The sequence below is a fragment of the Streptomyces sp. NPDC048255 genome (assembly GCF_040652415.1).
Classification (GTDB): Bacteria; Actinomycetota; Actinomycetes; order Streptomycetales; family Streptomycetaceae; genus Streptomyces.
The window spans coordinates 15,831-37,019 of record NZ_JBEZMA010000019.1 but is presented as its reverse complement, the minus strand read 5'-3'; the positions used below and the strand labels follow the sequence as shown (position 1 = coordinate 37,019).

16 protein-coding genes are annotated in these 21,189 nt (G+C 72.4%); 6 read left to right on the top strand and 10 right to left on the bottom strand.

What is annotated here, in order from left to right; all coding sequences use genetic code 11:
• Positions 1-35 precede the first annotated feature (35 nt).
• On the bottom strand, positions 36-1,379 hold the full coding sequence (locus AB0D94_RS17455) for a UDP-glucose/GDP-mannose dehydrogenase family protein (RefSeq protein WP_362052166.1): 1,344 nt from the start codon (positions 1,377-1,379) through the stop codon (positions 36-38).
• 207 nt (positions 1,380-1,586) lie between these two features.
• Here AB0D94_RS17455 and AB0D94_RS17450 point away from each other — a divergent pair, with 207 nt between their 5' ends.
• Both AB0D94_RS17450 and AB0D94_RS17445 read left to right on the top strand, forming a co-directional pair.
• Positions 1,587-2,759 carry an acyl-CoA dehydrogenase family protein gene (locus tag AB0D94_RS17450; protein WP_266936360.1) on the top strand — a complete coding sequence of 391 codons (1,173 nt, stop codon included), beginning with the start codon at positions 1,587-1,589 and terminating at the stop codon, positions 2,757-2,759.
• A gap of 108 nt (positions 2,760-2,867) precedes the next feature.
• Positions 2,868-3,950: an NDP-sugar synthase gene (locus AB0D94_RS17445; RefSeq protein ID WP_362052163.1), complete on the top strand. Its 1,083-nt coding sequence runs from the start codon at positions 2,868-2,870 to the stop codon at positions 3,948-3,950.
• Between the two features lie 90 nt (positions 3,951-4,040).
• On the opposite strand, the gene AB0D94_RS17440 is transcribed toward AB0D94_RS17445, so the two are convergent.
• Positions 4,041-5,411, bottom strand: coding sequence for an LCP family protein (locus tag AB0D94_RS17440; protein ID WP_362052161.1), 1,371 nt, complete (start codon positions 5,409-5,411; stop codon positions 4,041-4,043).
• Positions 5,412-5,517: 106 nt separating this feature from the next.
• Here AB0D94_RS17440 and AB0D94_RS17435 point away from each other — a divergent pair, with 106 nt between their 5' ends.
• Positions 5,518-6,054, top strand: a complete 537-nt coding sequence (locus AB0D94_RS17435; protein ID WP_362052159.1) for an acyl-CoA thioesterase — start codon at positions 5,518-5,520, stop codon at positions 6,052-6,054.
• A 34-nt stretch (positions 6,055-6,088) separates the two neighbouring features.
• On the opposite strand, the gene AB0D94_RS17430 is transcribed toward AB0D94_RS17435, so the two are convergent.
• Positions 6,089-7,468 carry an LCP family protein gene (locus tag AB0D94_RS17430; protein WP_362052157.1) on the bottom strand — a complete coding sequence of 460 codons (1,380 nt, stop codon included), beginning with the start codon at positions 7,466-7,468 and terminating at the stop codon, positions 6,089-6,091.
• Between the two features lie 330 nt (positions 7,469-7,798).
• On the opposite strand from AB0D94_RS17430, the gene AB0D94_RS17425 reads away from it, so the two are divergent.
• Positions 7,799-8,824 carry a glycosyltransferase family 2 protein gene (locus tag AB0D94_RS17425; protein WP_362052155.1) on the top strand — a complete coding sequence of 342 codons (1,026 nt, stop codon included), beginning with the start codon at positions 7,799-7,801 and terminating at the stop codon, positions 8,822-8,824.
• A 63-nt stretch (positions 8,825-8,887) separates the two neighbouring features.
• On the opposite strand, the gene AB0D94_RS17420 is transcribed toward AB0D94_RS17425, so the two are convergent.
• The 4 genes from AB0D94_RS17420 to AB0D94_RS17405 form a co-directional block, all read right to left on the bottom strand.
• Complete coding sequence (locus AB0D94_RS17420) at positions 8,888-10,636, bottom strand: LCP family protein (RefSeq protein WP_362052153.1); 1,749 nt, start codon at positions 10,634-10,636, stop codon at positions 8,888-8,890.
• A gap of 73 nt (positions 10,637-10,709) precedes the next feature.
• Positions 10,710-12,434, bottom strand: coding sequence for an LCP family protein (locus AB0D94_RS17415; RefSeq protein ID WP_362052151.1), 1,725 nt, complete (start codon positions 12,432-12,434; stop codon positions 10,710-10,712).
• 224 nt (positions 12,435-12,658) lie between these two features.
• Complete coding sequence (locus tag AB0D94_RS17410) at positions 12,659-13,897, bottom strand: LCP family protein (RefSeq protein WP_362052292.1); 1,239 nt, start codon at positions 13,895-13,897, stop codon at positions 12,659-12,661.
• Between the two features lie 286 nt (positions 13,898-14,183).
• The gene (locus tag AB0D94_RS17405) at positions 14,184-14,933 is read right to left on the bottom strand and encodes a TIGR03089 family protein (RefSeq protein WP_362052149.1); all 750 of its coding nucleotides are present in this window, start codon (positions 14,931-14,933) and stop codon (positions 14,184-14,186) included.
• 139 nt (positions 14,934-15,072) lie between these two features.
• Here AB0D94_RS17405 and AB0D94_RS17400 point away from each other — a divergent pair, with 139 nt between their 5' ends.
• On the top strand, positions 15,073-16,458 hold the full coding sequence (locus AB0D94_RS17400) for a peptidoglycan recognition protein (RefSeq protein ID WP_362052147.1): 1,386 nt from the start codon (positions 15,073-15,075) through the stop codon (positions 16,456-16,458).
• 442 nt (positions 16,459-16,900) lie between these two features.
• Positions 16,901-17,923, top strand: a complete 1,023-nt coding sequence (locus AB0D94_RS17395; protein WP_362052145.1) for a DNA-3-methyladenine glycosylase 2 family protein — start codon at positions 16,901-16,903, stop codon at positions 17,921-17,923.
• Between the two features lie 189 nt (positions 17,924-18,112).
• Here the strand turns inward: AB0D94_RS17395 and AB0D94_RS17390 are convergent, their stop codons facing one another.
• The 3 genes from AB0D94_RS17390 to AB0D94_RS17380 are packed head-to-tail and all read right to left on the bottom strand — an operon-like array spanning position 18,113 to position 20,949.
• Positions 18,113-19,429, bottom strand: coding sequence for a coenzyme F420-0:L-glutamate ligase (locus AB0D94_RS17390; RefSeq protein ID WP_362052143.1), 1,317 nt, complete (start codon positions 19,427-19,429; stop codon positions 18,113-18,115).
• Entirely contained in the window at positions 19,426-20,385 is a 960-nt protein-coding gene (gene cofD, locus AB0D94_RS17385; RefSeq protein ID WP_362052141.1) for a 2-phospho-L-lactate transferase, read from the bottom strand. The genes AB0D94_RS17390 and cofD overlap by 4 nt, the downstream gene beginning before the upstream one ends.
• 27 nt (positions 20,386-20,412) lie before the next feature.
• Positions 20,413-20,949 (bottom strand): cysteine dioxygenase family protein, encoded by a 537-nt coding sequence (locus AB0D94_RS17380; protein WP_362052139.1) that lies wholly within the window; start codon positions 20,947-20,949, stop codon positions 20,413-20,415.
• Positions 20,950-21,189: the final 240 nt, after the last annotated feature.

Genomic DNA, 21,189 nt, shown 5'->3' with positions numbered 1-21,189 from the left:
GCGGCCCGGCGGCCGGCCCCCGCTCCCGCCCGGCGCTACGCGCGGGGCCGCCCCATCGCCCGGTAGGTCCAGCCGGCGGCCCGCCACCGGACCGGATCCAGCGCGTTGCGGCCGTCCAGGACCAGCCGGTCGGTGACGACGCGGCCCAGCTCCGCCGGATCGAGGTCGCGGAACTCGCGCCATTCCGTCAGGTGCAGCACGACCTCCGCACTCCGGGCCGCCTCCACCGCGGAGTCCGCGTACCCCAGGGTGGGGAAGACCCGCCGGGCGTTGTCCATGCCCTTGGGGTCGTAGACGGTGACCTGCCCGCCCTGGAGGTGGATCTGTCCGGCCACGTTCAGCGCGGGCGAGTCCCGTACGTCGTCGGAGTCGGGCTTGAAGGTCGCGCCGAGCACGGCGACCCGCTTGCCGAGGAAGGACCCGCCGACGGCCTCCCGGGCCAGCTCGACCATGTGCCCGCGGCGCCGCATGTTGATGGAGTCGACCTCCCGCAGGAAGGTCAGCGCCTGGTCGGCCCCCAGCTCACCGGCGCGCGCCATGAAGGCCCGGATGTCCTTGGGCAGGCAGCCGCCGCCGAAGCCGATCCCGGCCCGCAGGAACTTCGCGCCGATCCGCTCGTCGTAGCCGATGGCCTCCGCCAGCTTGACCACGTCACCGCCGGCGGCCTCGCACACCTCCGCCATCGCGTTGATGAAGGAGATCTTGGTGGCGAGGAAGGAGTTCGCGGCGGTCTTCACGAGCTCGGCCGTCGGGAAGTCGGTGACGACCAGCGGGGTCCCCTCCGACATGGGGGTCTCGTACACCTCCCGCAGCAGCTTCTCGCCGCGCTCGCCCTGTACGCCGACCACGATCCGGTCCGGGTGCAGGGTGTCCTGCACGGCGAAGCCCTCCCGCAGGAACTCCGGGTTCCACGCCAGCTCCACGTCCGCGCCCGCCGGAGCCAGTTCCGCGAGCTTCGCCGCGAGCCGCTCCGCCGAGCCCACCGGCACCGTCGACTTGCCGACGACCAGCACCGGCCGGGTCAGGTGCGGGGCCAGCGAGGCCATCGCGGAGTCCACGTAGGACATGTCGCAGGCGTACTCACCGTGCTTCTGGGGGGTGTTCACGCACACGAAGTGGACGTCGCCGAACGCGCCGACCTCCTCCCAGGAGGTGGTGAACCGCAGCCGCCCGGTCGAGCCCGGCAGTCCGGCCACGTGCTGGGCCAGCAGCTCCTCCAGCCCGGGCTCGTACATCGGCACCCGGCCCGAGGCCAGCATCTCGATCTTCTCGGGCACGACGTCCAGCCCCAGCACCTCGAACCCCAGCTCCGCCATCGCCGCGGCGTGGGTCGCGCCGAGGTATCCGGTGCCGATCACTGTGATCCTGAGGGGGGCCATGGGTGCTCCAGAGGTGCGGGGCCGTTTGCGGCCACTGAGCATAGTCGGGCCCGCCCGGGGGGACGTTCTCCAGCGGGTGCCCGGCTCCGACACCGCTGTCACGCAGCTCACGTACGCCGTACATATCGCTGCCGGGACGCCGGACACTAAGATTTGGGTTACTTAACGGTAGTTAGCATCACGCATCATCTTGGGGAGTGAGAGATCTTGGCGGGTTCTGCCGACTTCGACCTGTACCGCCCGGCCGAGGAGCACGACATGCTCCGCGAGTCGGTCCGCTCGCTCGCCGAGGCGAAGATCCTGCCGTTCGCAGCCGCGGTCGACGAGGAGTCCCGCTTCCCGCAGGAGGCGCTGGACGCCCTGGTCGCCAGTGACCTGCACGCCGTCCACGTGCCCGAGACCTACGGCGGCGCGGGCGCCGACGCCCTCGCCACCGTGATCGTGATCGAGGAAGTGGCCCGCGTCTGCGCCTCGTCCTCCCTCATCCCGGCCGTCAACAAGCTCGGCTCGCTCCCGGTGATCCTTTCCGGCTCCGAGGAGCTCAAGGCCAAGTACCTCGGCCCGCTGGCCAAGGGCGACGCGATGTTCTCCTACGCGCTCTCCGAGCCGGACGCGGGCTCCGACGCCGCCGGCATGAAGACGCGCGCCGTACGCGACGGGGACTTCTGGGTCCTCAACGGCGTCAAGCGCTGGATCACCAACGCGGGCGTCTCCGAGTACTACACGGTCATGGCCGTCACCGACCCCGAGAAGCGCTCCAAGGGCATCAGCGCCTTCGTCGTGGAGAAGGGCGACGAGGGCGTCTCCTTTGGCGCCCCGGAGAAGAAGCTCGGCATCAAGGGCTCCCCGACGCGCGAGGTCTACCTCGACAACGTCCGGATCCCCGCCGACCGCATGATCGGCGCCGAGGGCACCGGATTCGCCACCGCGATGAAGACCCTCGACCACACCCGCATCACGATCGCCGCCCAGGCCCTCGGCATCGCGCAGGGCGCCCTGGACTACGCCAAGGGCTACGTCCAGGAGCGCAAGCAGTTCGGCAAGCCGATCGGCGACTTCCAGGGCGTGCAGTTCATGCTCGCGGACATGGCCATGAAGATCGAGGCGGCCCGCCAGCTGACCTACGCGGCGGCGGCCCGCTCGGAGCGCGTCTCCGCCGGCGGCGCCCACGAGGACCTCACCTTCTTCGGCGCCGCGGCCAAGTGCTTCGCCTCCGACGTGGCCATGGAGGTCACCACCGACGCGGTCCAACTCCTGGGCGGCTACGGCTACACGCGTGACTACCCGGTGGAGCGCATGATGCGCGACGCCAAGATCACCCAGATCTACGAAGGCACGAACCAGGTCCAGCGCATCGTCATGGCGCGCAACCTGCCGTAAGCGGTACCCGGCCGGAGGCGGATCTCATCCCCCGCCTCCGGCCTTTTCATGCCTCCGGATGGGCTAAATTTGAACCTTCGTACGCCAGAACCGGTTGGGGAGAACGTAATGACGGAAGCGATCCTGCTGGTCGGCGGACAGGGGACGCGCCTGCGGCCCGTCACGGTGAACACCCCCAAGCCGATGGTTCCCACAGCCGGTGTCCCCTTCCTCGCCCACCAGATAGCCAGGGCCGCCGCCGCCGGTGTCACGCACATCGTGATGGCCACCTGCTACCTCGCCGAGGTCTTCGAGCCCTACTTCGGCGACGGATCCGACTTCGGCCTCACCCTTGAGTACGTGGTCGAGGACGAGCCCCTGGGCACCGGCGGCGCCATCCGCAACGCCGCGCAGCTCCTCACCGGCGGCCCGGACTCCTCCGTCCTCGTCTTCAACGGCGACATCCTCACCGGCCTGGACATCGCCGGCCTGGTCGAGTCCCACCGGGCGGCCGACGCCGACGTCTCCCTGCACCTGGTGCAGGTCGAGGACCCGCGCGCCTTCGGCCTGGTCCCCACCGACTCCGAGGGGCGGGTGCTGGCCTTCACCGAGAAGCCGCAGACCCCCGAGGAGATCATCACCGACCAGATCAACGCCGGCTGCTACGTCTTCCGCCGCAGCGTGATCGACTCCATCCCGGCCGGCCGCCCCGTCTCCGTCGAGCGCGAGACCTTCCCCGGCCTGCTCGCCTCCGGCGCCCGGCTGCACGGCGTCACCGAGAACACCTACTGGATGGACCTCGGCAAGCCGGAGTCCATCATCCAGGCCTCCGCCGACCTGGTCCGCGGCGTCGTCCCCTCCCCGGCGGTCCCCGGCCGCCGCGGCGAGTCCCTGGTGCTGCCCGGCGCCGAGGTGGCCGCGGGGGCCAAGCTGTCCGGGGGCACCGTCGTGGGCGCCGGCGCGCGCATCGCGGCGGGCGCCGTCGTACAGGGCTCCATCGTGCTGGCCGACGCCGTCATCGGCCCGGACGCCCAGATCAACGCCAGCCTGATCGGGGCCCGCGCCGAGGTCGGCGCGCGCACCGTGCTGGACGGCACCGTCGTGGGTGACGGCGCCGTCGTCGGGGCCGACAACGAGCTGCGCACCGGCGCCCGCGTGTGGTGCGAGGCCCAGCTGCCCGCCTCCGCGATCCGCTTCTCGTCGGACTCCTGACACCGGGTCACCGCCGCGGCCGGACCCCGGCGCGCGCCTGCCGTACGAGGCACCGCGCGCGCCGCCCGGCGTGGCCGCCCGCCGGGGCGGTCAGTTCCCGCGGACGGTGACCTTCTCGTCGTTCTGGATCTGCTTCACCAGCTCCTTCACCTTGGCCTTGTCCCAGACCAGGTTGCCGCCGCGCTGGCCGGAGATCGGCATGTTCATCGACACGCCGTCACCGCCGTTGACGCCCTTCATCGCGAAGAACATCTGGCCCATGTCCCACAGGCCCATGTCCTTGTCCACGATGAGGGTGTCCAGACCCGCGCCCAGCGTCGGGTACAGGGCGAACGGGTTCATGACCGTGGCCGGGGTGGCCGCCTGGCTCGCGAGGGCCGACAGGAACTTCTGCTGGTTCTTGGTCCGCTGGAGGTCCGACTCCGCGAAGGCATAGCGGGTGCGGACGAACGCCAGTGACTGCTCGCCGTTCAGCGTCTGCTTGCCGGCCTTGAAGTCGGCGCCCGACTTCTCGTCCTTGAAGCCCTCCTCGATGTTCAGCTCCACGCCGCCGAGCGCGTCCACGATGTTCGCGAAGCCGGCGAAGCCGATCTCCGCGTAGTGGTCGATGCGCAGACCCGTGTTGTGCTCCACCGTGCGCACCAGCAGCTCGGGACCGTCCTCCGCGTACGCCGCGTTGAGCTTGACCCGGCGCCCCTCGGCGGCGAACTTCTTGCCGGACTGGGAGCCGACGAAGGAGGGGATCTCCACGTCCGAGTCGCGCGGCAGCGAGATCATCGTGTTCCCGCTGGAGCACTTCGCGAGGATCATCATCGAGTCGGTCCGCTTGCCGTCGGCCGAGCCCGTGTGGAGCTTCTTCTTCTCCTCGTCGGACATGCCCTCGCGGCTGTCGGATCCCACGATCAGGTAGGTCGTGCAGTCGCCCTCCTTGGGGCGCTCGATGACCTTGGACAGGTCCACCTCGCGGCGCACCTTGGAGTCGGCCCAGAAGTACGTGGAGATCGTGGTCACCAGCAGCGCGGAGACCAGCACGATCGAGCCGACCTTGATCCGCTTGCGCCAGTCGACAACGACCCGGACCGGGACGGGTCCGCCGCCCGGCCCGCCCGGCCCGCCGGGTCCGCCGGGTCCGCCCGGAGCGCCGCCCGTGGGCGCGCCGTAGACCTGGCCGGTGTTGTAGCCGCTGTCGTAGCCGCCGTACGTGTCGTGGCCCGGCGTCTGCTGCGGGGGCACCCCGTACGCGGGCGGGCCCGCCGGGGGCCGGCCGGGCGGCGGGACCGCCGGCTGCCCGGGACGCCGCTGCGGGGGCTGTGCCGGTTGCGGGGGCCCCGGCTGCCGCTGGACGTGCCGCATCCGCTGCGCGCCCTCGGGCTGCGCCTGCGCGCTGCCGCGCCCGTATCCGTCGTCGCGCCGGCCGCGCTGGTCGCGGTCGCCGGTCCACCCCTCTGGCCAGTCATTCATGCGCACAAGGATGCCTGGCCCGGCGTGTCGACCGACACCCCGGTGGGGGTTCCGTACCGGGGCTGTTGCAGAGCTGATGCCTCCGGTACGGCTCTAAGGTGTGCGTATGACACAGATAGCGGGCGAGCTGCCGGGGAAGCCCACCTCGGCCTCCCGGACCACCCTCAGCCACATCATGACCGCCAACGACACCAACCTCCTCGGCACGGTGCACGGCGGCGTGATCATGAAGCTGGTGGACGACGCGGCCGGTGCCGTGGCCGGCCGCCACTCCGGCGGCCCGGCGGTCACCGCCTCCATGGACGAGATGGCCTTCCTCGCCCCCGTGCGCGTGGGAGACCTCGTCCACGTGAAGGCCCAGTGCAACTGGACCGGCCGCTCCTCCATGGAGATCGGCGTGCGGGTCCTCGCGGAGCGGTGGAACGAGTCCACCCCCGCCACCCAGGTCGGCAGCGCCTACCTCGTCTTCGCGGCGGTGGACGCCGAGGGCAAGCCCCGCGGGGTCCCGCCCGTCCTGCCCGAGACGGAACAGGACGAGCGGCGCTACCAGGAGGCCCAGATCCGCCGCACCCACCGCCTCGCCCGCCGCCAGGCGATCATGGCGCTGCGCGAGGAGCGGGCGGCGCAGGGCTTCGACGACTGACCCGCCACGCCTGCCCTGCCCGGACCGGCGCCCGCTAGTTCCCGCAGACCACCTGGTCGCCGGTGACCACCCCGAACTGGCCCTGGTACGGGTCCTCGGCCCGCACCGGCACCACCTTGCGGTAGTCCGCGCCCGCGGTCACCAGCACCGTCCGCCCCTGGCCCGCCACCGCCCGCAGCTCACTGCCGGGCAGCGCGGTCGCCACCGTGCGGGCCGAGCGGTCCCAGCGCGGGTCGTACGTGATCACCGTGCGCTTGACCTCGCGGCTGGCGCCGTTGCCGGGGGCCCGGGTGGTGTCGAAGCCGGTGGCGCGCAGCGCCGTGTCCACCCGCCCGCCCAGCCCGTCGATCCGCGTCCCGTTCTCGACCTGGACCCGGATCTGCTGCGGGGGCACGTCCACGGGCACCGCGGCGGGCCGCCCGGCCGGCCGCCCGGGCCGGGCCGGGGCCAGCGGCCGGTCCTCCCGCAGGGCCTCGAACAGCTTGGCGGCCTTCGCCTCGTCCCATTTGACGGTGGAGCCGATGCCCTTGACCCGGTACGAGGGATTGCCGACGGGCACCGAGGCGAATTCGGAGGAGGTCGGGGTGAAGTCCCGCATCGCCTGGCCGAGCGCGAGCATCTGCTCGGAGCCGAAGCCCTCGTCGGCCCGTACGGAGCTGAGCAGGGTGGAGCTGACCTGCTTGAACTTCACGGGGTTGAGCAGCACACCGCCGTTGGTCGCCTGTTTGATCAGGGCGGCGACGAACCGCTGCTGGCGCTGCATCCGTCCGAGGTCGGAGGCGCCGTCGACATGGCGCGAGCGCACGTACTGCAGGGCCTGTCCGCCGCTGAGCCGGTGGGTGCCGGGCAGCAGGTCGAGGCCGGTGTTGGGGTCGCGCATGGTCTTGGCGGTGCAGATCTCCACGCCGCCCACGGCGTCGACCGTCTTCATGAAGCTGGTGAAGTCCACCTCCAGGTAGTGGTCGATCTTCACCCGGGTCATGTTCTCGACGGTCCGCACCGTCAGCCCGGGCCCGCCCTCCGCGTACGCCGCGTTCAGTTTCAGGGGGTGGGCCTTGTGCGCCTTGCCGGTGACCAGGTCGTGGTGCGCGGGCACCTGGGCGTAGCTGTCGCGAGGCAGGCTGATCACGCTCGCGCGCTCCCGGTCGGCCGACAGGTGCACCAGCATGATCGTGTCGGTGCAGCGGCAGGGAGCCCCGCCGAGGCGGTACTCGCGCTTCTCCTCCGGGCTGATCTTCTCCCGGCCGTCGGTGCCGACCAGCAGGAAGTTCAGGCCGTGCCCGGCCTGCGGCCGGTTCTTCATGTCCTTGAAGGGGTCCACGCGCTGGATCCCGGTGTCCAGGCCGGTCATCACCGCGTGCCCGACGGCCCCGCAGCCCAGGACCGCCAGCGACAGCCCGGCCGCGATCCGCACCCCCCACCGCGGCCGGTCGCCCCCGCGCCGCGCCGGACCGCCACCGCCGCGGGCACCGCCCCCGCCTCCGCCGCGGCCACCGACACCGCCGCGCCGCGCACGCTGCGGCTGGGGTGGCCTGGCGGGACGGGTGGGACGGTGCGGCTGGGGCACGGTGGACACCTCCGCGGGGGTCGGCTGGGAGACCGGTCGACAGATGGGCCAGATTCGTCTGATTCGTCAGAACAGTAGGCCCATACGATCAGCCGCTGTCCGTACTGCCCGCTCGGCGCGCACCCGGTTCCCCCGTACGCGGTAACGTGACACCGATACCCGACCTTGAAGGACCACATGCCCGCCCAGCAGCCCGCAGTCTCGGTGATCATGCCGGTGCTCAACGAGGAGCACTACCTCCGCGACTCCGTCCGCCACATCCTGGAACAGGAGTACGCGGGCGAGATGGAGGTGGTGATCGCGCTGGGGCCGTCCACGGACCGCACCGACGAGATCGCCGCAGAACTCGTCGCCGAGGATCCCCGAGTCCACACCGTCCCGAACCCCACCGGCCGGACCCCGGCGGCGCTCAACGCCGCCATCAAGGCCTCGCATCACCCGATCGTGGTACGCGTAGACGGCCACGGCATGCTCTCGCCGAACTACATCGCCACCGCCGTCCGCCTCCTGGAGGAGACGGGCGCGCAGAACGTCGGCGGCATCATGCACGCCGAGGGCCAGACCGCCTGGGAAGAGGCCGTCGCGGCCGCGATGACCTCCAGGATCGGCGTCGGCAACGCGCCCTTCCACACCGGCGGCCAGGCGGGGCCCGCCGAGACCGTCTACCTCGGCGTCTTCCGCCGCGAGGCGCTGGAGCAGCAGGGCGGCTACAACGAGGAGTTCATCCGCGCCCAGGACTGGGAGCTGAACTTCCGCATCCGCGAGGCCGGCGGGCTGATCTGGTTCTCGCCGGAGCTGAAGGTCCAGTACCGCCCCCGGCGCTCCGTGCGGGCCCTGGCCAAGCAGTACAAGGACTACGGCCGGTGGCGGCACGTGGTGGCCCGCTACCACGCGGGCTCCATCAACGTGCGGTACCTGGCCCCGCCGACCCTCGTGTCCGCGCTCGCGGCCGCGGCGGTCGTGGGCGTGGCCGTCACCCCGTGGGCCTTCGCCCTCCCGGCCTCCTACTTCGCGGCGATCACCGCGGGTTCCGTACCGGCGGGCAAGGGCCTCCCGCTGAAGGCGCGGGCGCAGATCCCCGTCGCCCTCGCGACCATGCACCTGTGCTGGGGCTTCGGCTTCCTGACCAGCCCGCGCGCACTCGCGAACAAGGTCATCGCGAGCCGCCGCCCGGCGGTGCACCGCGACGCCTCGCAGGTCTGAGACGTACGCGAAGGGGGCCCGGCGGCTGTGTCATCACAGCCACCGGGCCCCCTTCGTACGCGCTTACCAGGTGAAGCCGGGCTGGACCGCCATGCAGGCCTTGTCGTTGTCACCGTTGAGCGGGTGCGCGGAGTCCGGGGCCTTGGTCGGGGCGGGCGGCGGCGGGGCGGGCAGGTCGCCGGTCCGCCAGTCCTTGCCGACGAACAGGACGATCCCGGCGACCTCTTCGGACTTCTGCACCGAGGTGGCCGGCAGGCCGAGCACGGTGGCCAGGGCGTTCGCGTCCGCCTCCTGCTCCGCACGGGCGAAGCGGACCACCGTGGTGTCCTCGGCGCCGGTCCGGTTGTCGGCGGTGGCCCTGGTGAAGCCCTTGGCGGTCAGCAGGGCCGCGACCTCGGTCGCCCGGCGCTTGGCCGTGGCCTCGGCGCCGTCCTTGCCGCCGGTGGAGTTGCGGACGGTGACCGCGATCTTCGAGCGCGCCGCGGCCGACGCCGCGGACTCGGCCGGGGCCGCGCCCGGCGCGGTCGGGCCGGCGGCCGCGGGGCTGCTCGGCTGCTGGCCCGCGGGAGTCGGGGCGCCGGGGGACGGGGACCCGGACGGGGAGGCGGCGTCCGCGGGAGCCGCGGAGCCCTGGCCGTCGAGGGCGATGTCCTCGCGGACCATCCGGAACAGGGCCTCGGCCTCGCCCGCCTTGGGCTCGACCCGGCCGTCCATGCCGGGCCGGGTGCTGTAGACCCACGGCATGGTGGTCATGGTGATCCGGCCCGGCGGGACCTTCTTGAGCTCCATGCTGAGGTCGTACAGCTTGTCGATCTTGTTCAGGCCGGTGTCCACGACCATGGCGTCGATCGCGGCCTGCGCCAGGCTGTTGAGCTTCACCGGATTGGTGAGCTTGGCGTTCTTGCGGAACTCGCGGGCCATCGAATTCATGTACTGGTGCTGGGCGTGGGTGCGGCCGATGTCGGTGCCGTCCTCGAAGCCGTAGCGGGTACGCAGCCATTGCAGGGCGGTCTCGCCCTGGATGACGCTCGTGCCCGCCGGCAGCTTCAGACCGGAGCCCTCGCCCTTGCTGTTGCGCGAGTGCACGTTCTCCTGCACGCAGACGGGGACGCCGCCGATGGCGTCCGCCATCGAGACCACGCCCTTGAAGTCGATCATCATGAAGTGATCGATGGGGATCTTGGTCAGCTCGGTCCAGGCGGCGACCGTACAGCCGGGTCCGCCGCGCTGGAGCGACTCGTTGGTCTGCACGAGTCCCTTGCTGGCGGGGTGCACCTTGCCGTTCGGCTCCGTGCACTTGGGCATCATCAGCAGGGTGTCGCGCGGCATCGACACCACCGACATGTTGGTGCGGTCCGCCGAAAGGTGCAGCAACATCTGCACGTCCGCGAGGGGCGGGCCGTCGAAGGTGTCCGAGGCCCCGCCGAGGGCCTGGTTCTCCGCGCCGTCGCGCGCGTCCGAACCGATGAGCAGGATGTTCAGCGGGGTCTGCCCGAAGGCGTTGGGCTTGGACCCGCCCAGCTTGTTCTCGCCGAGGTTCAGCGCGTCCGTGTGGATGCTGCCGTTGAGGTGGCGGTAGTAGAGGTAGCCGGCCGCCGCCGTCCCGAGTATGAGCAGGGACAGTACGGAGGACACCCAGCGCAGTACGCGGCGCCGGCCCCGGCGGTTCTGACGGCCGGCCAGGCGCCGTCGGGCCGCCCGCGAGCCGCCCCGGGGCGGGGGTATCGCGCCGGACGCGTCCGTGCCGTCGACGGGTATGCCACCGTCGGCCTGGGCGGCCGCCCCCTCCCCTCGCACGCTGCTGTGCCTCACACGTACCCCCCTTTGAAAAAACCCATGTGGTCTGTTCCGTGCCGGTCCTACCGGCCGCGGTCGTCGCGGTCCGTCACTTCACGCAGACCGACTTGTCCGCCTCGATCCGCTGGACCCCATCGGAGAGCTCCTGCGGAGCCGGCGGCGACAGCGGCGTCCCCGCCTCCTTGAAGTCCGGACCGAGCGTCAGCTTCATCGGGGTCTTCGGCCCGGCGTCCGCGGCCCCCATCTTCAGGGCCGAGGCGGGCAGCCCCATGATGTCCGCCAGGGCGCGGGCCTGGTCGGCCTGGTTGGGCGCGTACTCGAGCTGCGTGGCCCCGACCTTCGGGCCGTTGCCGAGATTGCTGGCCCGGGCGAGGCCCTTGGTGTTCTGCATCCAGTTCAAGGTGGAGGAGGCCGCGCCCTTGGGCCCGCCGCCGTTGTAGACGTCCACCCGTACGTCACCCGGCGCCGCCCGGTTGCCCTCCAGCAGCGCGTCCTGCTTGCCCTTCGCCTCCGCGTCGGCCGCCTCCTTCGCGGCCTGCTCCTTCTTCTCGACCTCCGTGAGCGAGACGTCCCCCCGGATCATCTGCAGCAGCGGGTCGGCCTGGGCCTGGTCGAGCACGACGGTGGCCTTGACCTTCTCCGCCGGGTTGTCGAGCACCGGAAGGGTGGTGAAGGTGATGTTCTTGAGGTCTATGTCCTTCAACTCGCCCGCGAGATCGGTGAGTTTGCCGATCGATCCAAGACCCTGGTCCACCGTCAGCGACTTGGTGGCCGCCTCCGCCAGCGAGAAGAACTTCTTCGGGCTGGTCAGCGTCTCCTTCGACTTCATCTCGCGCATCATCGAGCTGAGGAAGGCCTGCTGGGTCTTGATCCGGTCCAGGTCGCTCTCGTTGCCGAAGGCGTGCCGGGTCCGTACGAAGGCCAGCGCCTGCTCGCCCGACAGCCGGCTCTCGCCCGCCGGCAGCTGGAGCTTGGAGTCGGGGTCGTTGACGGCCTTCTCCACGCAGACCGGGACTCCGCCGACCGCCGTGCTCAGGTTCTTCACCGCGTTGAAGTCGACCATCATGAAGTTGTCGATCTCGATGCCGGTGAGCCCCGTGACGGTGCGCATCGTGCAGCCGGGGTCGCGCCCCTCCTGCCCCAGGCTGTTGTTGAAGCGGGTGCCCTTGGTCGCGGGGACGTTCTTCGTCGTGCCGTCCGGCTGCTTCGTCGGGCAGACCGGGATGTCGGAGATCAGGTCCCGGGGGATGGACAGCGCGGTGGCGTTGGTGCGGTCCTTGGAGACGTGGAAGAGGATCGTGGTGTCCGCGTGGCCGACGCTCTCCGCGTCCCCGTACCCCTCGTTGCCCGCACCGCTGCGCTTGTCGGTGCCGATGACCAGGATGTTGATGGCCTGGTTCTTCTTGAAGCCGCCGGTACCCGCGCCCGAGATGTCGGTGACGCTGAGGTTGCCGTTGAGGTGGTCGTAGTAGAGGTACGCCGCCAGCGAGCCGCCGACCAGCAGGAACGCGAGGGTTCCGCCGGTGATGAGCAGCGCCTTGCGGCGGCTGCCGCCGCCGACCTTGCGCGAGCGCCCGCCGCGCCTGCCGCCGGGCGGCCCGTCGCCGCGCCGCGGCTTGGGCACCGCGGGCGAGGGGGCGGTGGGGGCGGGGGCCGTGCGCGGCGGGGCCGATCTGCGCGGCGGGGTGACTGAGGGGGTCGACTGCGGAGCGGATTGGCTCAGTTGCAGTTCGTAGTGGCCGGTGCGGGGGTTGATCACCCACTGGTCAGCGGGGTCGATCTCGTCTGCCCGCCCACGGCTTTGCGCGTCCACGGTTGCTCGAATCCTCCGTCGGTGCCTCGCGACGCGCCTCCCCCAGGCGCACGGTCAACGATCCGGCTGCTGGTGCACGGCCTTCTTGGCTGGTCGGTGCACCGGATCGCTCACCTTATCCGCCAGGTTCGGCTGCAAACCATGCTGGTGACAAATTCCACTCCCCTTATAACGGGGCGAACTGCTCATCCCGCTCGGTTCGGTCACCGGCTTTTGAGATTGCTTTACCGGCAGTCGGCCGTACCCGCCGTGGTGCCGGTGAAAGTGGGGACGGGAACGGCGGTCGTGCCGGTTCCCTCACCGGTGGCCTCACCGGTGGCCTCACCGGTGGCCTCACCGGTTCCCTCGCCGGCCTTCCCGCCCGGCCCGACGGTCGGGTCGGCCTCCGCCGGCTCGATCCCGGTCCCCGGCGCGGGCGGAGCCACCGTCACCGGCCGGTCCGTCCGCAGCTGCTCGAACAGCCGCGCGGCGTCCGGCTCCACCAGCTCGTCCCGATTCGGGTCGGCGGTGTACGGCCGACGGGGCACCGTCAGGAACTTGACCTGGTCGGTAGGTATGTCCCTTACGCCCCGAACGAGTTCGTACAGGCCCCGCAGCGAGGCCAGCTCCGGGTCCGTGGTCACCGAAGAGGTCGCCGCGTCCAGGAGCGGGTACAGCCGGCCCGGGTTGAGCAGGACCCCGTTGCTCTGCACCTTCTTGACGAGCGAGCCGAGGAACTGCTGCTGACGCTCCATCCGTTCGGTGTCGCTGCCGTTGCCCAGGCTGTAACGGGCGCGGACGAAGCCGAGCGCCTGCTCGCCCGCCAGGATCTGGCGCCCGGCGGGCAGCTTCAGCTTGGCCTCGGAGTCGTTCACCGGCCCCTTGAGGCAGACCTCCACCCCGCCGATGGCGTCGACCATCTTCTTGAAACCGCCGAAGTCGATGACCACGTGGTGGTCGATCCGGATCCCGGTGAGCTTCTCCACCGTACGGATCGTGCAGGCGGCCCCGCCCCACTGGAAGGCCCAGTTGAACTGGGCGAACTGCTCGGTGGTGCGGCTCCCGTCCGCCTTCAGGCAGGCCGGGATCGGAGCCATCAGGTCCCGCGGGATCGACACCGCGGTCGCGCTCCTGCGGTCCGCCGGCAGGTGCAGCAGGATCGTCGTGTCCGAGCGCTGGGTGCCGCGGTCCTGCCCGTACCGGGCGTTCACCTCGCCGGAGCGCGAGTCCGAGCCGATCAGCAGGACGTTCTGGGCGGCCGTGGTGAAGTGGCCGGGGCGGTCGCGCTCGTAGCGCCGCAGCTCGGCCGCGGCGGAGGTGTCCTCGGTGATGTTCCCGTCGAGCTTGTTGTAGAGCCACCAGCCGGTCGCGGCCCCCGCGAGCACCAGCAGGGCCACCCCGAGGCCGATCCAGCGCAGCAGGCGGCGCCGGCGGCTGTGCGGAGGCCTGTGAGTGCCTCCGGCCGCATCGGTGCCACCCGGTATGCCTGCGCTGTCGGTCACTCGCGTCCGTCCCCTCGCCGCTGCGACAACAAGCCGTACGGGTGAGTACGGCCACTGCCGATCCTCCCCCCGGGGTGTCCGGGCAGCCCGGGGGCAGGGTCCTGTCTAGGGCCGTCCGGGTGACAAATCGGGCCGTTCCCACAGTCGAGCGGTGTGGGTGACCGGGGGAGGAGCGGAAGGAAGGAGCGGAAGGAAGGAGTGAAAGGGAGGGCCGGAAGGGAGGCCGGAGCGGACGAGCGGAGAGGGAGCGCGGAGCGGGCGCCCGGGATCAGACGGTGTGGGTGACGCGCTCGCTCTCGATCCGCTGCGCCCGCCCCTGCTCCGACACCTGGTCGAGGTTGCGGCACAGCACCACCGACCCGCCGGAGGCCAGGGCGGCGAAGAGCCCCGCCGAGAGCCCTTCCCAGGTGTCGTAGCCGAGCCCGGTCAGCACCCGGGAGCCCTCCCCGAGGCCGAGCTTCTCCGCGTCCTGGCGGGCCCGCCCGGTCAGCTCCGCGTACGAGAGCTCCTCGCCGCCGACGACCAGCCCCGGCCCCTCGGCGTCCACCGGGGCGAAGGGAGCGAACCGGTCGCCCTGCCCCGGCACCTCCACGGCGTAGTCCATGAACCCGGCCGGCGGCTGCGGGAACCGCCCGCCCAGCGGGCGCAGCGCCAGCGCCACCCGCTCCCCGGAACAGGCCAGCGCCTCCTCCAGCGTGTCCGGCCCGCTGACGACGAGATCGGCCCCGGCCGGATCCCCGCCCACCTCGGCGACCACCCCGACCGAGGCGCAGGCGAGCAGCCAGACGGCGCTCTGCCAGTGCGCGGGGAGCATCAGCGCGAGCCGGTCGCCCGGCTCCGCGCCCAGGTCGCCCTGGAGCAGATTGGCGGTCTTGGCCACCCAATTGGCGAAGGTGGCGACGGACAATTCGACGCGCTCGCCCGTGGCATCGTCGTAGAAGGTGACGAGCGGGCGGCCGGGATCGGCGGCGAGCGCGGATCGCAGCAGGTCGGCAGGGGTGCGGTCAGTGGCGTTCACCCGGCACAGGGTACGCGGGCCCGTCGCCCGTACGGGGGCCGTCGGATCGACCGTACGGGGGAGGGGTGTGCGAGCCGCTTCGGACGGACAGTCAGTTCTCGGATGGCGCCGGGCGTTGACCCTGCCCACCATCCTTTTCATGCGTGGATTCCTTGCTTCCTCGATCGGCGTCGCGACGGCCGCCGTACTGGCCCTGCCCCTCGCGCTCCCCACTCCGGCCCTGGCTGAGTCCGTCCCCGTGGCCCCGGCCGGGTCCACCCAGTCGCTGCCGCTCGTCCCCCTGGGACCCGCGGTGAACCGGACCCCAGGTGTCCCCGGCATGAGCGCCTCACCACAGGTGCCGGAAACGCAAGGGCTGCCGGCCCGCGAGGTCAAGACCTTCTCGCTGGTCGGCGTCGTCTGGGACGACGTGAGCAGCCAGCTCCACGGCCGGGTCCAGGTACGCACCCGCTCCACGCGGACGGCCACCTGGTCCGACTGGCAGGACGTCGAGACGCACAACAGCGAGCACGCTGCCGACCCGGACGCGGTGGAACGGGGCTCCGGCCGGGTCCGCGGCGCCACGGCCCCGCTGTGGGTCGGCGAGTCCGACGGGGTGGAGGTCCGCGTCCAGGCGGAACCGGGCGCCCCCGCCACCCGCGCCGGCGCCCGGCTGCCCTCGGGCCTGCGGATCGAACTCGTCGACCCCGGCGCGGACCAGCCCGCGACGCCGGACGGCAAGAACAGCGGCCCCGTGGGCGACGACAAGGGCGAAGTGGTCGTGCCGGGCCTGTCGATGGGCACGGCCGAGTCCTCCGCGGCGAACCTGCCGCACGCCTCGCTCGGCGCCAACGAGATCACCGCGCTCGACAAGGCCGACTCCACCGCCGACGCGGTCTTCGCCAGCGACGGCGCGCTGAGCGCGGCGGCGGTCCCGTTCATCGGGCCGCGCCCGCGCATCGTCACCCGCAAGGGGTGGGGCGCGGACGAGTCCCTGCGCGAGCCGGGCTTCGTCTACACCAGCACCGTCAAGGCGGCCTTCGTCCACCACAGCGCCTCCGGCAACAACTACGCCTGCAAGGACGCCCCGGCGGTCCTGCGCAGCCTGTACCGCTACCACGTGCTCAGCAGCGGCTGGCGCGACATCGGCTACAACTTCGCCGTCGACAAGTGCGGCACCGTGTACGAGGGCCGCGCGGGCGGGGTCTCCAAGGCGGTGCTCGGCGCGCACACCCTGGGCTTCAACACGAACAGCATCGGCATCGCGGTGCTGGGCACCTACACCTCCACGGCGCCCCCGGCGGTGGCGGTCGACGCGGTCGCCCGCCTCACGGCCTGGAAGCTCGGCCTCTTCGGCCGCGACCCGCGCGCGAAGACGACCCTGACCTCGGGCGGTGGCAACCGCTACCCCAAGGGCCAGAACGTCTCGATGAACGTCATCTCGGGCCACCGAGACGGCTTCGCCACGGAATGCCCGGGCAAACAGCTGTACGGCAAACTCGGCACGACCCGCACGTCGTCGGCGAAACTCCAGGGCCGTCCGTAGCCACATCCAGCCCGGCCGGGCGGGCGGCAGCCGAATCCAGCCCCGCCGGGCCGACGGCACCAATCCAGCCTCGCCGGGGACGGCAGCCAATTCCAGCCTCGCCGGGCGGGCGGCACCAATCCAGCCTCGCGGGGCGGGCGGCAGCCAAATCCAGCCCCGCCGGGCGGGCGGCACCAATCCAGCCTCGCGGGGCGGGCGGCAGCCAAATCCAGCCCCGCCGGCGTTTGAGGCGCGGGGTCTGGGGCGGAGCCCCAGGTCCCGGCGGAGCCCCAGGTCCCGGCGGAGCCGGGCTCCACCGGGACGGCCCCGCCGGGCGGCACGGCATCAGCCGAATCCAGCCCCGCCGGGCGGGCGGCAGCAATTCCAGCCCCGCCGGCGATCGAGGCGCGGGGTGCGGGGCGGAGCCCCGAGGGGTTCGCGGCGCGGGGGCTACGCTCAAGGCATGGCCGGCCGCTTCGATCCGCTCACCCGCGCCGCCGTCCGCGGCGGCCGCGCCGACGTACCGCCCAGGCGGGTCACCGCCCCCGGCAGGGCACCCGGCACCGGGGCCCCGGCCGCGGCAGGGGCCAGGGAACGCCGCTGGGCCCCCACCGGCCCCGTAGACCTAGGTCTCACCCTCGGCCCGCTCCGCCGCGGCCCCGCCGACCCCACCTTCCGCGTCACCCCCGACGGCTCGGTCTGGCGCGCCAGCCTGACCCCCCAGGGCCCGGCCACCCTCCGCGTGAGCGGGACGGCGGCGGAGGTCCACGCCGAAGCCTGGGGCCCCGGCGCCGAGTGGATCCTCGACCAGCTGCCCGCGCTCCTCGGCTCCGGCGACGACCCCGCCGCCTTCGTCCCGCGCCACCGCCTCGTGCACGCCAGCCACCGCCGCCGCCCGGGCCTGCGTCTCACCCGCACCGGGCTGGTCCTGGAGTCGCTGATCCCCACGGTCCTGGAGCAGAAGGTCACCGCCGACGAGGCCTACCGCGCCTGGCGCCGCCTGGTGCGCCAGTACGGGGAGCCCGCGCCGGGCCCGCAGGACCTGTTCGTCATGCCGTCCGCCCGGGCCTGGGCCATGATCCCGTCCTGGGACTGGCACAAGGCCGGGGTCGACGCCAAGCGTTCGGCGACCATCGTGCGGGCCGCCCGCGTGGCCCACCGCCTGGAGGAGGCGGCGGCGATGGCACCGGAGCAGGCCGCGGCGAGGCTGGAGGCCGTCCCCGGCATCGGCCCCTGGACGTCCGCCGAAACCCTCCAGCGCAGCAACGGCGACCCGGACGCCGTGACCACCGGCGACCTGCACCTGCCGGGCATCATCGGCTACGCCCTCGCCGGGAACCGGGACGCCGACGACGCCGCCATGCTGGAGCTCCTCGCCCCGTACGCGGGCCAGCGCCACCGCGCCGCCCGCCTCATCCTCCTCGCCGGCCGCGTTCCGCCCCGCCGGACCCCGAAGATGCCGAAGACGGATATCGGCAAACTCTGAACACCAACGCCGAGACAGTCGCCAACGCCGAGCCGGCTGCCAACGCCGAGCCGGCTGCCAACGCCGAGCCGGCCGCCAACACCGACACCAACACCGAGACCAAGGCCAACACCAACGCCAAGCCGACCGCCAACGCCAAGACGGCCGCCAACGCCACCCCGAGCCAGAACAACAAGGCCAGCACCATCGCTACCGCACCTCGATGAACTCGGAAGTGGCCCGCGCCCCCCGCTCACGCGGCGGCTCCGCCGCGTGCCCCACCGCCACCGCCCCCATCGGGTCCCAGTCGTCCGGCAGGCCCAGCACCTCGCGCACCACGTCACGGCAGAACATCGTCGAGGACACCCACGCCGAGCCCAGCCGTTCCCCGGCCAGCGCGACCAGGAAGTTCTGCACGCCCGCGCCCATCGCGACCACGAACATCTCCCGCTCCGCGCCGTCGCGCCGGGCGTCCCCGTAGTGGTGCGCGCCGTCCGTCACCAGACAGGGCACCACCAGGTACGGGGCGGCCCGCAGCACCTCGCCCCGGCGCACCCGCTTGGCGACGGACTCCTCGGACTTGCCGTCCGCGCGCAGGTCCGCGATCCACGCGTCCCGCATCGCGTCCAGCAGCTCCAGCCGGGCCGGGGCGGACTCCAGCAGCACGAACCGCCACGGCGTCGTGTGGTGCGGGGCCGGGGCCGTCACGGCCGCCGCCACCGCCCGGCGCACCGCGCCCGGGTCCACCGGCTCCGCCGTGAAGGCCCGTACGGTGCGGCGCTGCGTCACGGCTTCCCGTACCGCCTCCGAGGTCCCCAGCCGGAACATGTCGTCCTGCGGGGAGCGGACCAGCTCCCGCGCCGAGCCCTCGCCCAGCAGGTGGCCGAGGCCGCGTACGACGGCCACCGGCAGCCCGGCCGCCTTGCCCTTGACCAGGTCGCCCGCGGCGGCCAGTTCGTCGGCGGTCGCCACCACGGTGGCGCTCAGCGGGTTGCCGTGCGCGTCGGTTTCCCCGCGCAGGTCGTCCAGGACCCGTACGCCGGCCGAGCCGATCGCCACGTCGGTGAGGCCGGTGCGCCACGGCCGCCCGAAGGTGTCCGTCACGACCACGCCCACGTCCACGGAGAGTGCGTCACGGATCCCCGCGCGGATCGCGGCGGCCGAGGCGTCCGGGTCCTCGGGCAGCAGGAGCACGGTGCCGGGGGCCGTGTTGGAGGCGTCCACGCCGGCGGCCGCCATCACCAGGCCCTGCCGGTTCTCGACGATCCGCAGCGTGCCCCGGCGCGCGACCACCCGTACCGTCTCGGCGTCTATGGCCTCCTCGCGGGAGCCGGCCCGGGTGATCCGGCCCTCCGCCTTGGAGACGATCTTCGAGGTGACCAGCAGGACGTCGCCGTCCCGCAGGTCGGGCGCGGCCGTGGTGATCAGCTTCGCCAGGTCGTCCCCGGGCCTGACCTCCGGGATCCCCTCGACGGCCCGCACCTCGTACGAGGGACCGTGCTCGCGAGGGGGGTGCGCGGCGCTCACCGGGAGGCCTCGGCCAGGTCCAGCGCGGCCCGGGCCATGTCGGCCGTCGCCGCCAGGTCGGTCATCATCAGGGGCACGGCCCGGCAGGTGATCCCGGCGGCCTCCACCGCGGCCACGGCGTCCGCGTCCGCGGTGTCCACGAGCCAGCCGTCGAGCAGCCCGGTCCCGTAGTGCAGGGCGACCGCCGAGGCGGTGGACTCGACGCCCACCGAGGCCAGCACCTTGTCGGCCATGCCGCGCACGGGCGCGCCGCCGACGATGGGAGAGAGGCCCACGACCGGCGCCTGGGCGGCGGCCACGGCCTCGCGGATGCCGGGCACGGCGAGGATCGTCCCCACCGAGACCACCGGGTTGGAGGGCGGGAAGAGGATCACGTCGGCGGCGGCGATGGCCTCCAGCACGCCGGGAGCGGGCTTGGCCTGCTCGGCGCCCACGGGTACGACGGCCTCCGCGTCCACCGAGGCGCGCAGCCGGACCCAGTACTCCTGGAAGTGGATGACGCGGCGCTCCCCGGTGCCCGCGTCGGTGATCGCGACATGGGTCTCGACCCGGTCGTCGGTCATGGGCAGCAGCCGGACCCCGGGCTGCCAGCGGTCGCAGAGCGCCTCGGTGACGGCGCTCAGCGGGTAGCCGGCGCCCAGCATCTGGGTACGGACGATGTGGGTGGCGAAGTCGCGGTCGCCGAGGCCGAACCAGGTGGGTCCGACCCCGTACGCCGCGAGTTCCTCCTTGACGGTGAAGGACTCGTCGACGCGCCCCCAGCCCTGGTCCTCGTTGATGCCACCCCCGAGGGTGTACATCACCGTGTCCAGATCGGGGCACACCTTGAGCCCGAACAGGTGAATGTCGTCACCGGTGTTGCCGATGACCGTGATGTCCGCGTCGGGCACTGCCGACTTGAGTCCGCGGAGGAACCGGGCGCCGCCTATACCGCCGGCCAGAACAACGATGCGCATGCACCGAAGTCTGTCAGGCCGCGGGGCTCAGGCGGAGACGGCCTCGGTCTCGGCCTCGGAACCGGCCGGGGAGCAGCTGTGCATCGGCATCTCGGTGAGGCCGGGGAAGTAGACGTGCAGGCTGACCGCTCCGTCGAGGGTGTCGTTGACGACCTCGTGGGCGTAGCCGGGGGCGAAGACGCGCTGGGAGCCGGCCCGCAGGGCGAGCCGTCCGCGGGGGGTGTGCTCGGTGAGCTCGCCGTCGAGGACGGTCATGACGCCGGAGGAGTCCCCGTGGCCGTGCAGGCCGCTGCCCTGGCCGGGGACCCAGCTGAGCAGCCAGACCTCGTAGCCGGGGCCGGTGCGCAGCCGGTGGTACCAGCGGGTGGTGGCGTCGTACTGGACCAGGTGCTCCCAGGAGGCGCGGTCCGCGGCGACGGAGCGGGCGAGGCCGGCGAACTCGGCGACGGTGGCCGGGTGTTCGCGGGCGGGCTGGAGGAGGTGCTGGACGGCGAGGATGTCGCCGGCGATCTGGAGGTCGCTCTCGGTGTTCGTGAGGGGGGCGGTGCTGTTGGTGCTCTTCATCGTGGAGGTACCTCGACGGATGTCAGTGGTGCTGGCGGTTGCTGTGGGGGGCTGGCCGGAGCTCAGCGGAGCCGTGGCTCCACGGGCATCAACAGCTGCAACAGCAACAGTGAACCTGGGCAGCGCACAGGAACCCACGAATGGGGGTCCCGGGGGTGGCTGCGGTCACTGACATGCGAACAAGGAGAACGGGTCGGGGGTCGGACTGTCAACCCAATGTCTGGTTTGGGGCAAAAGTTT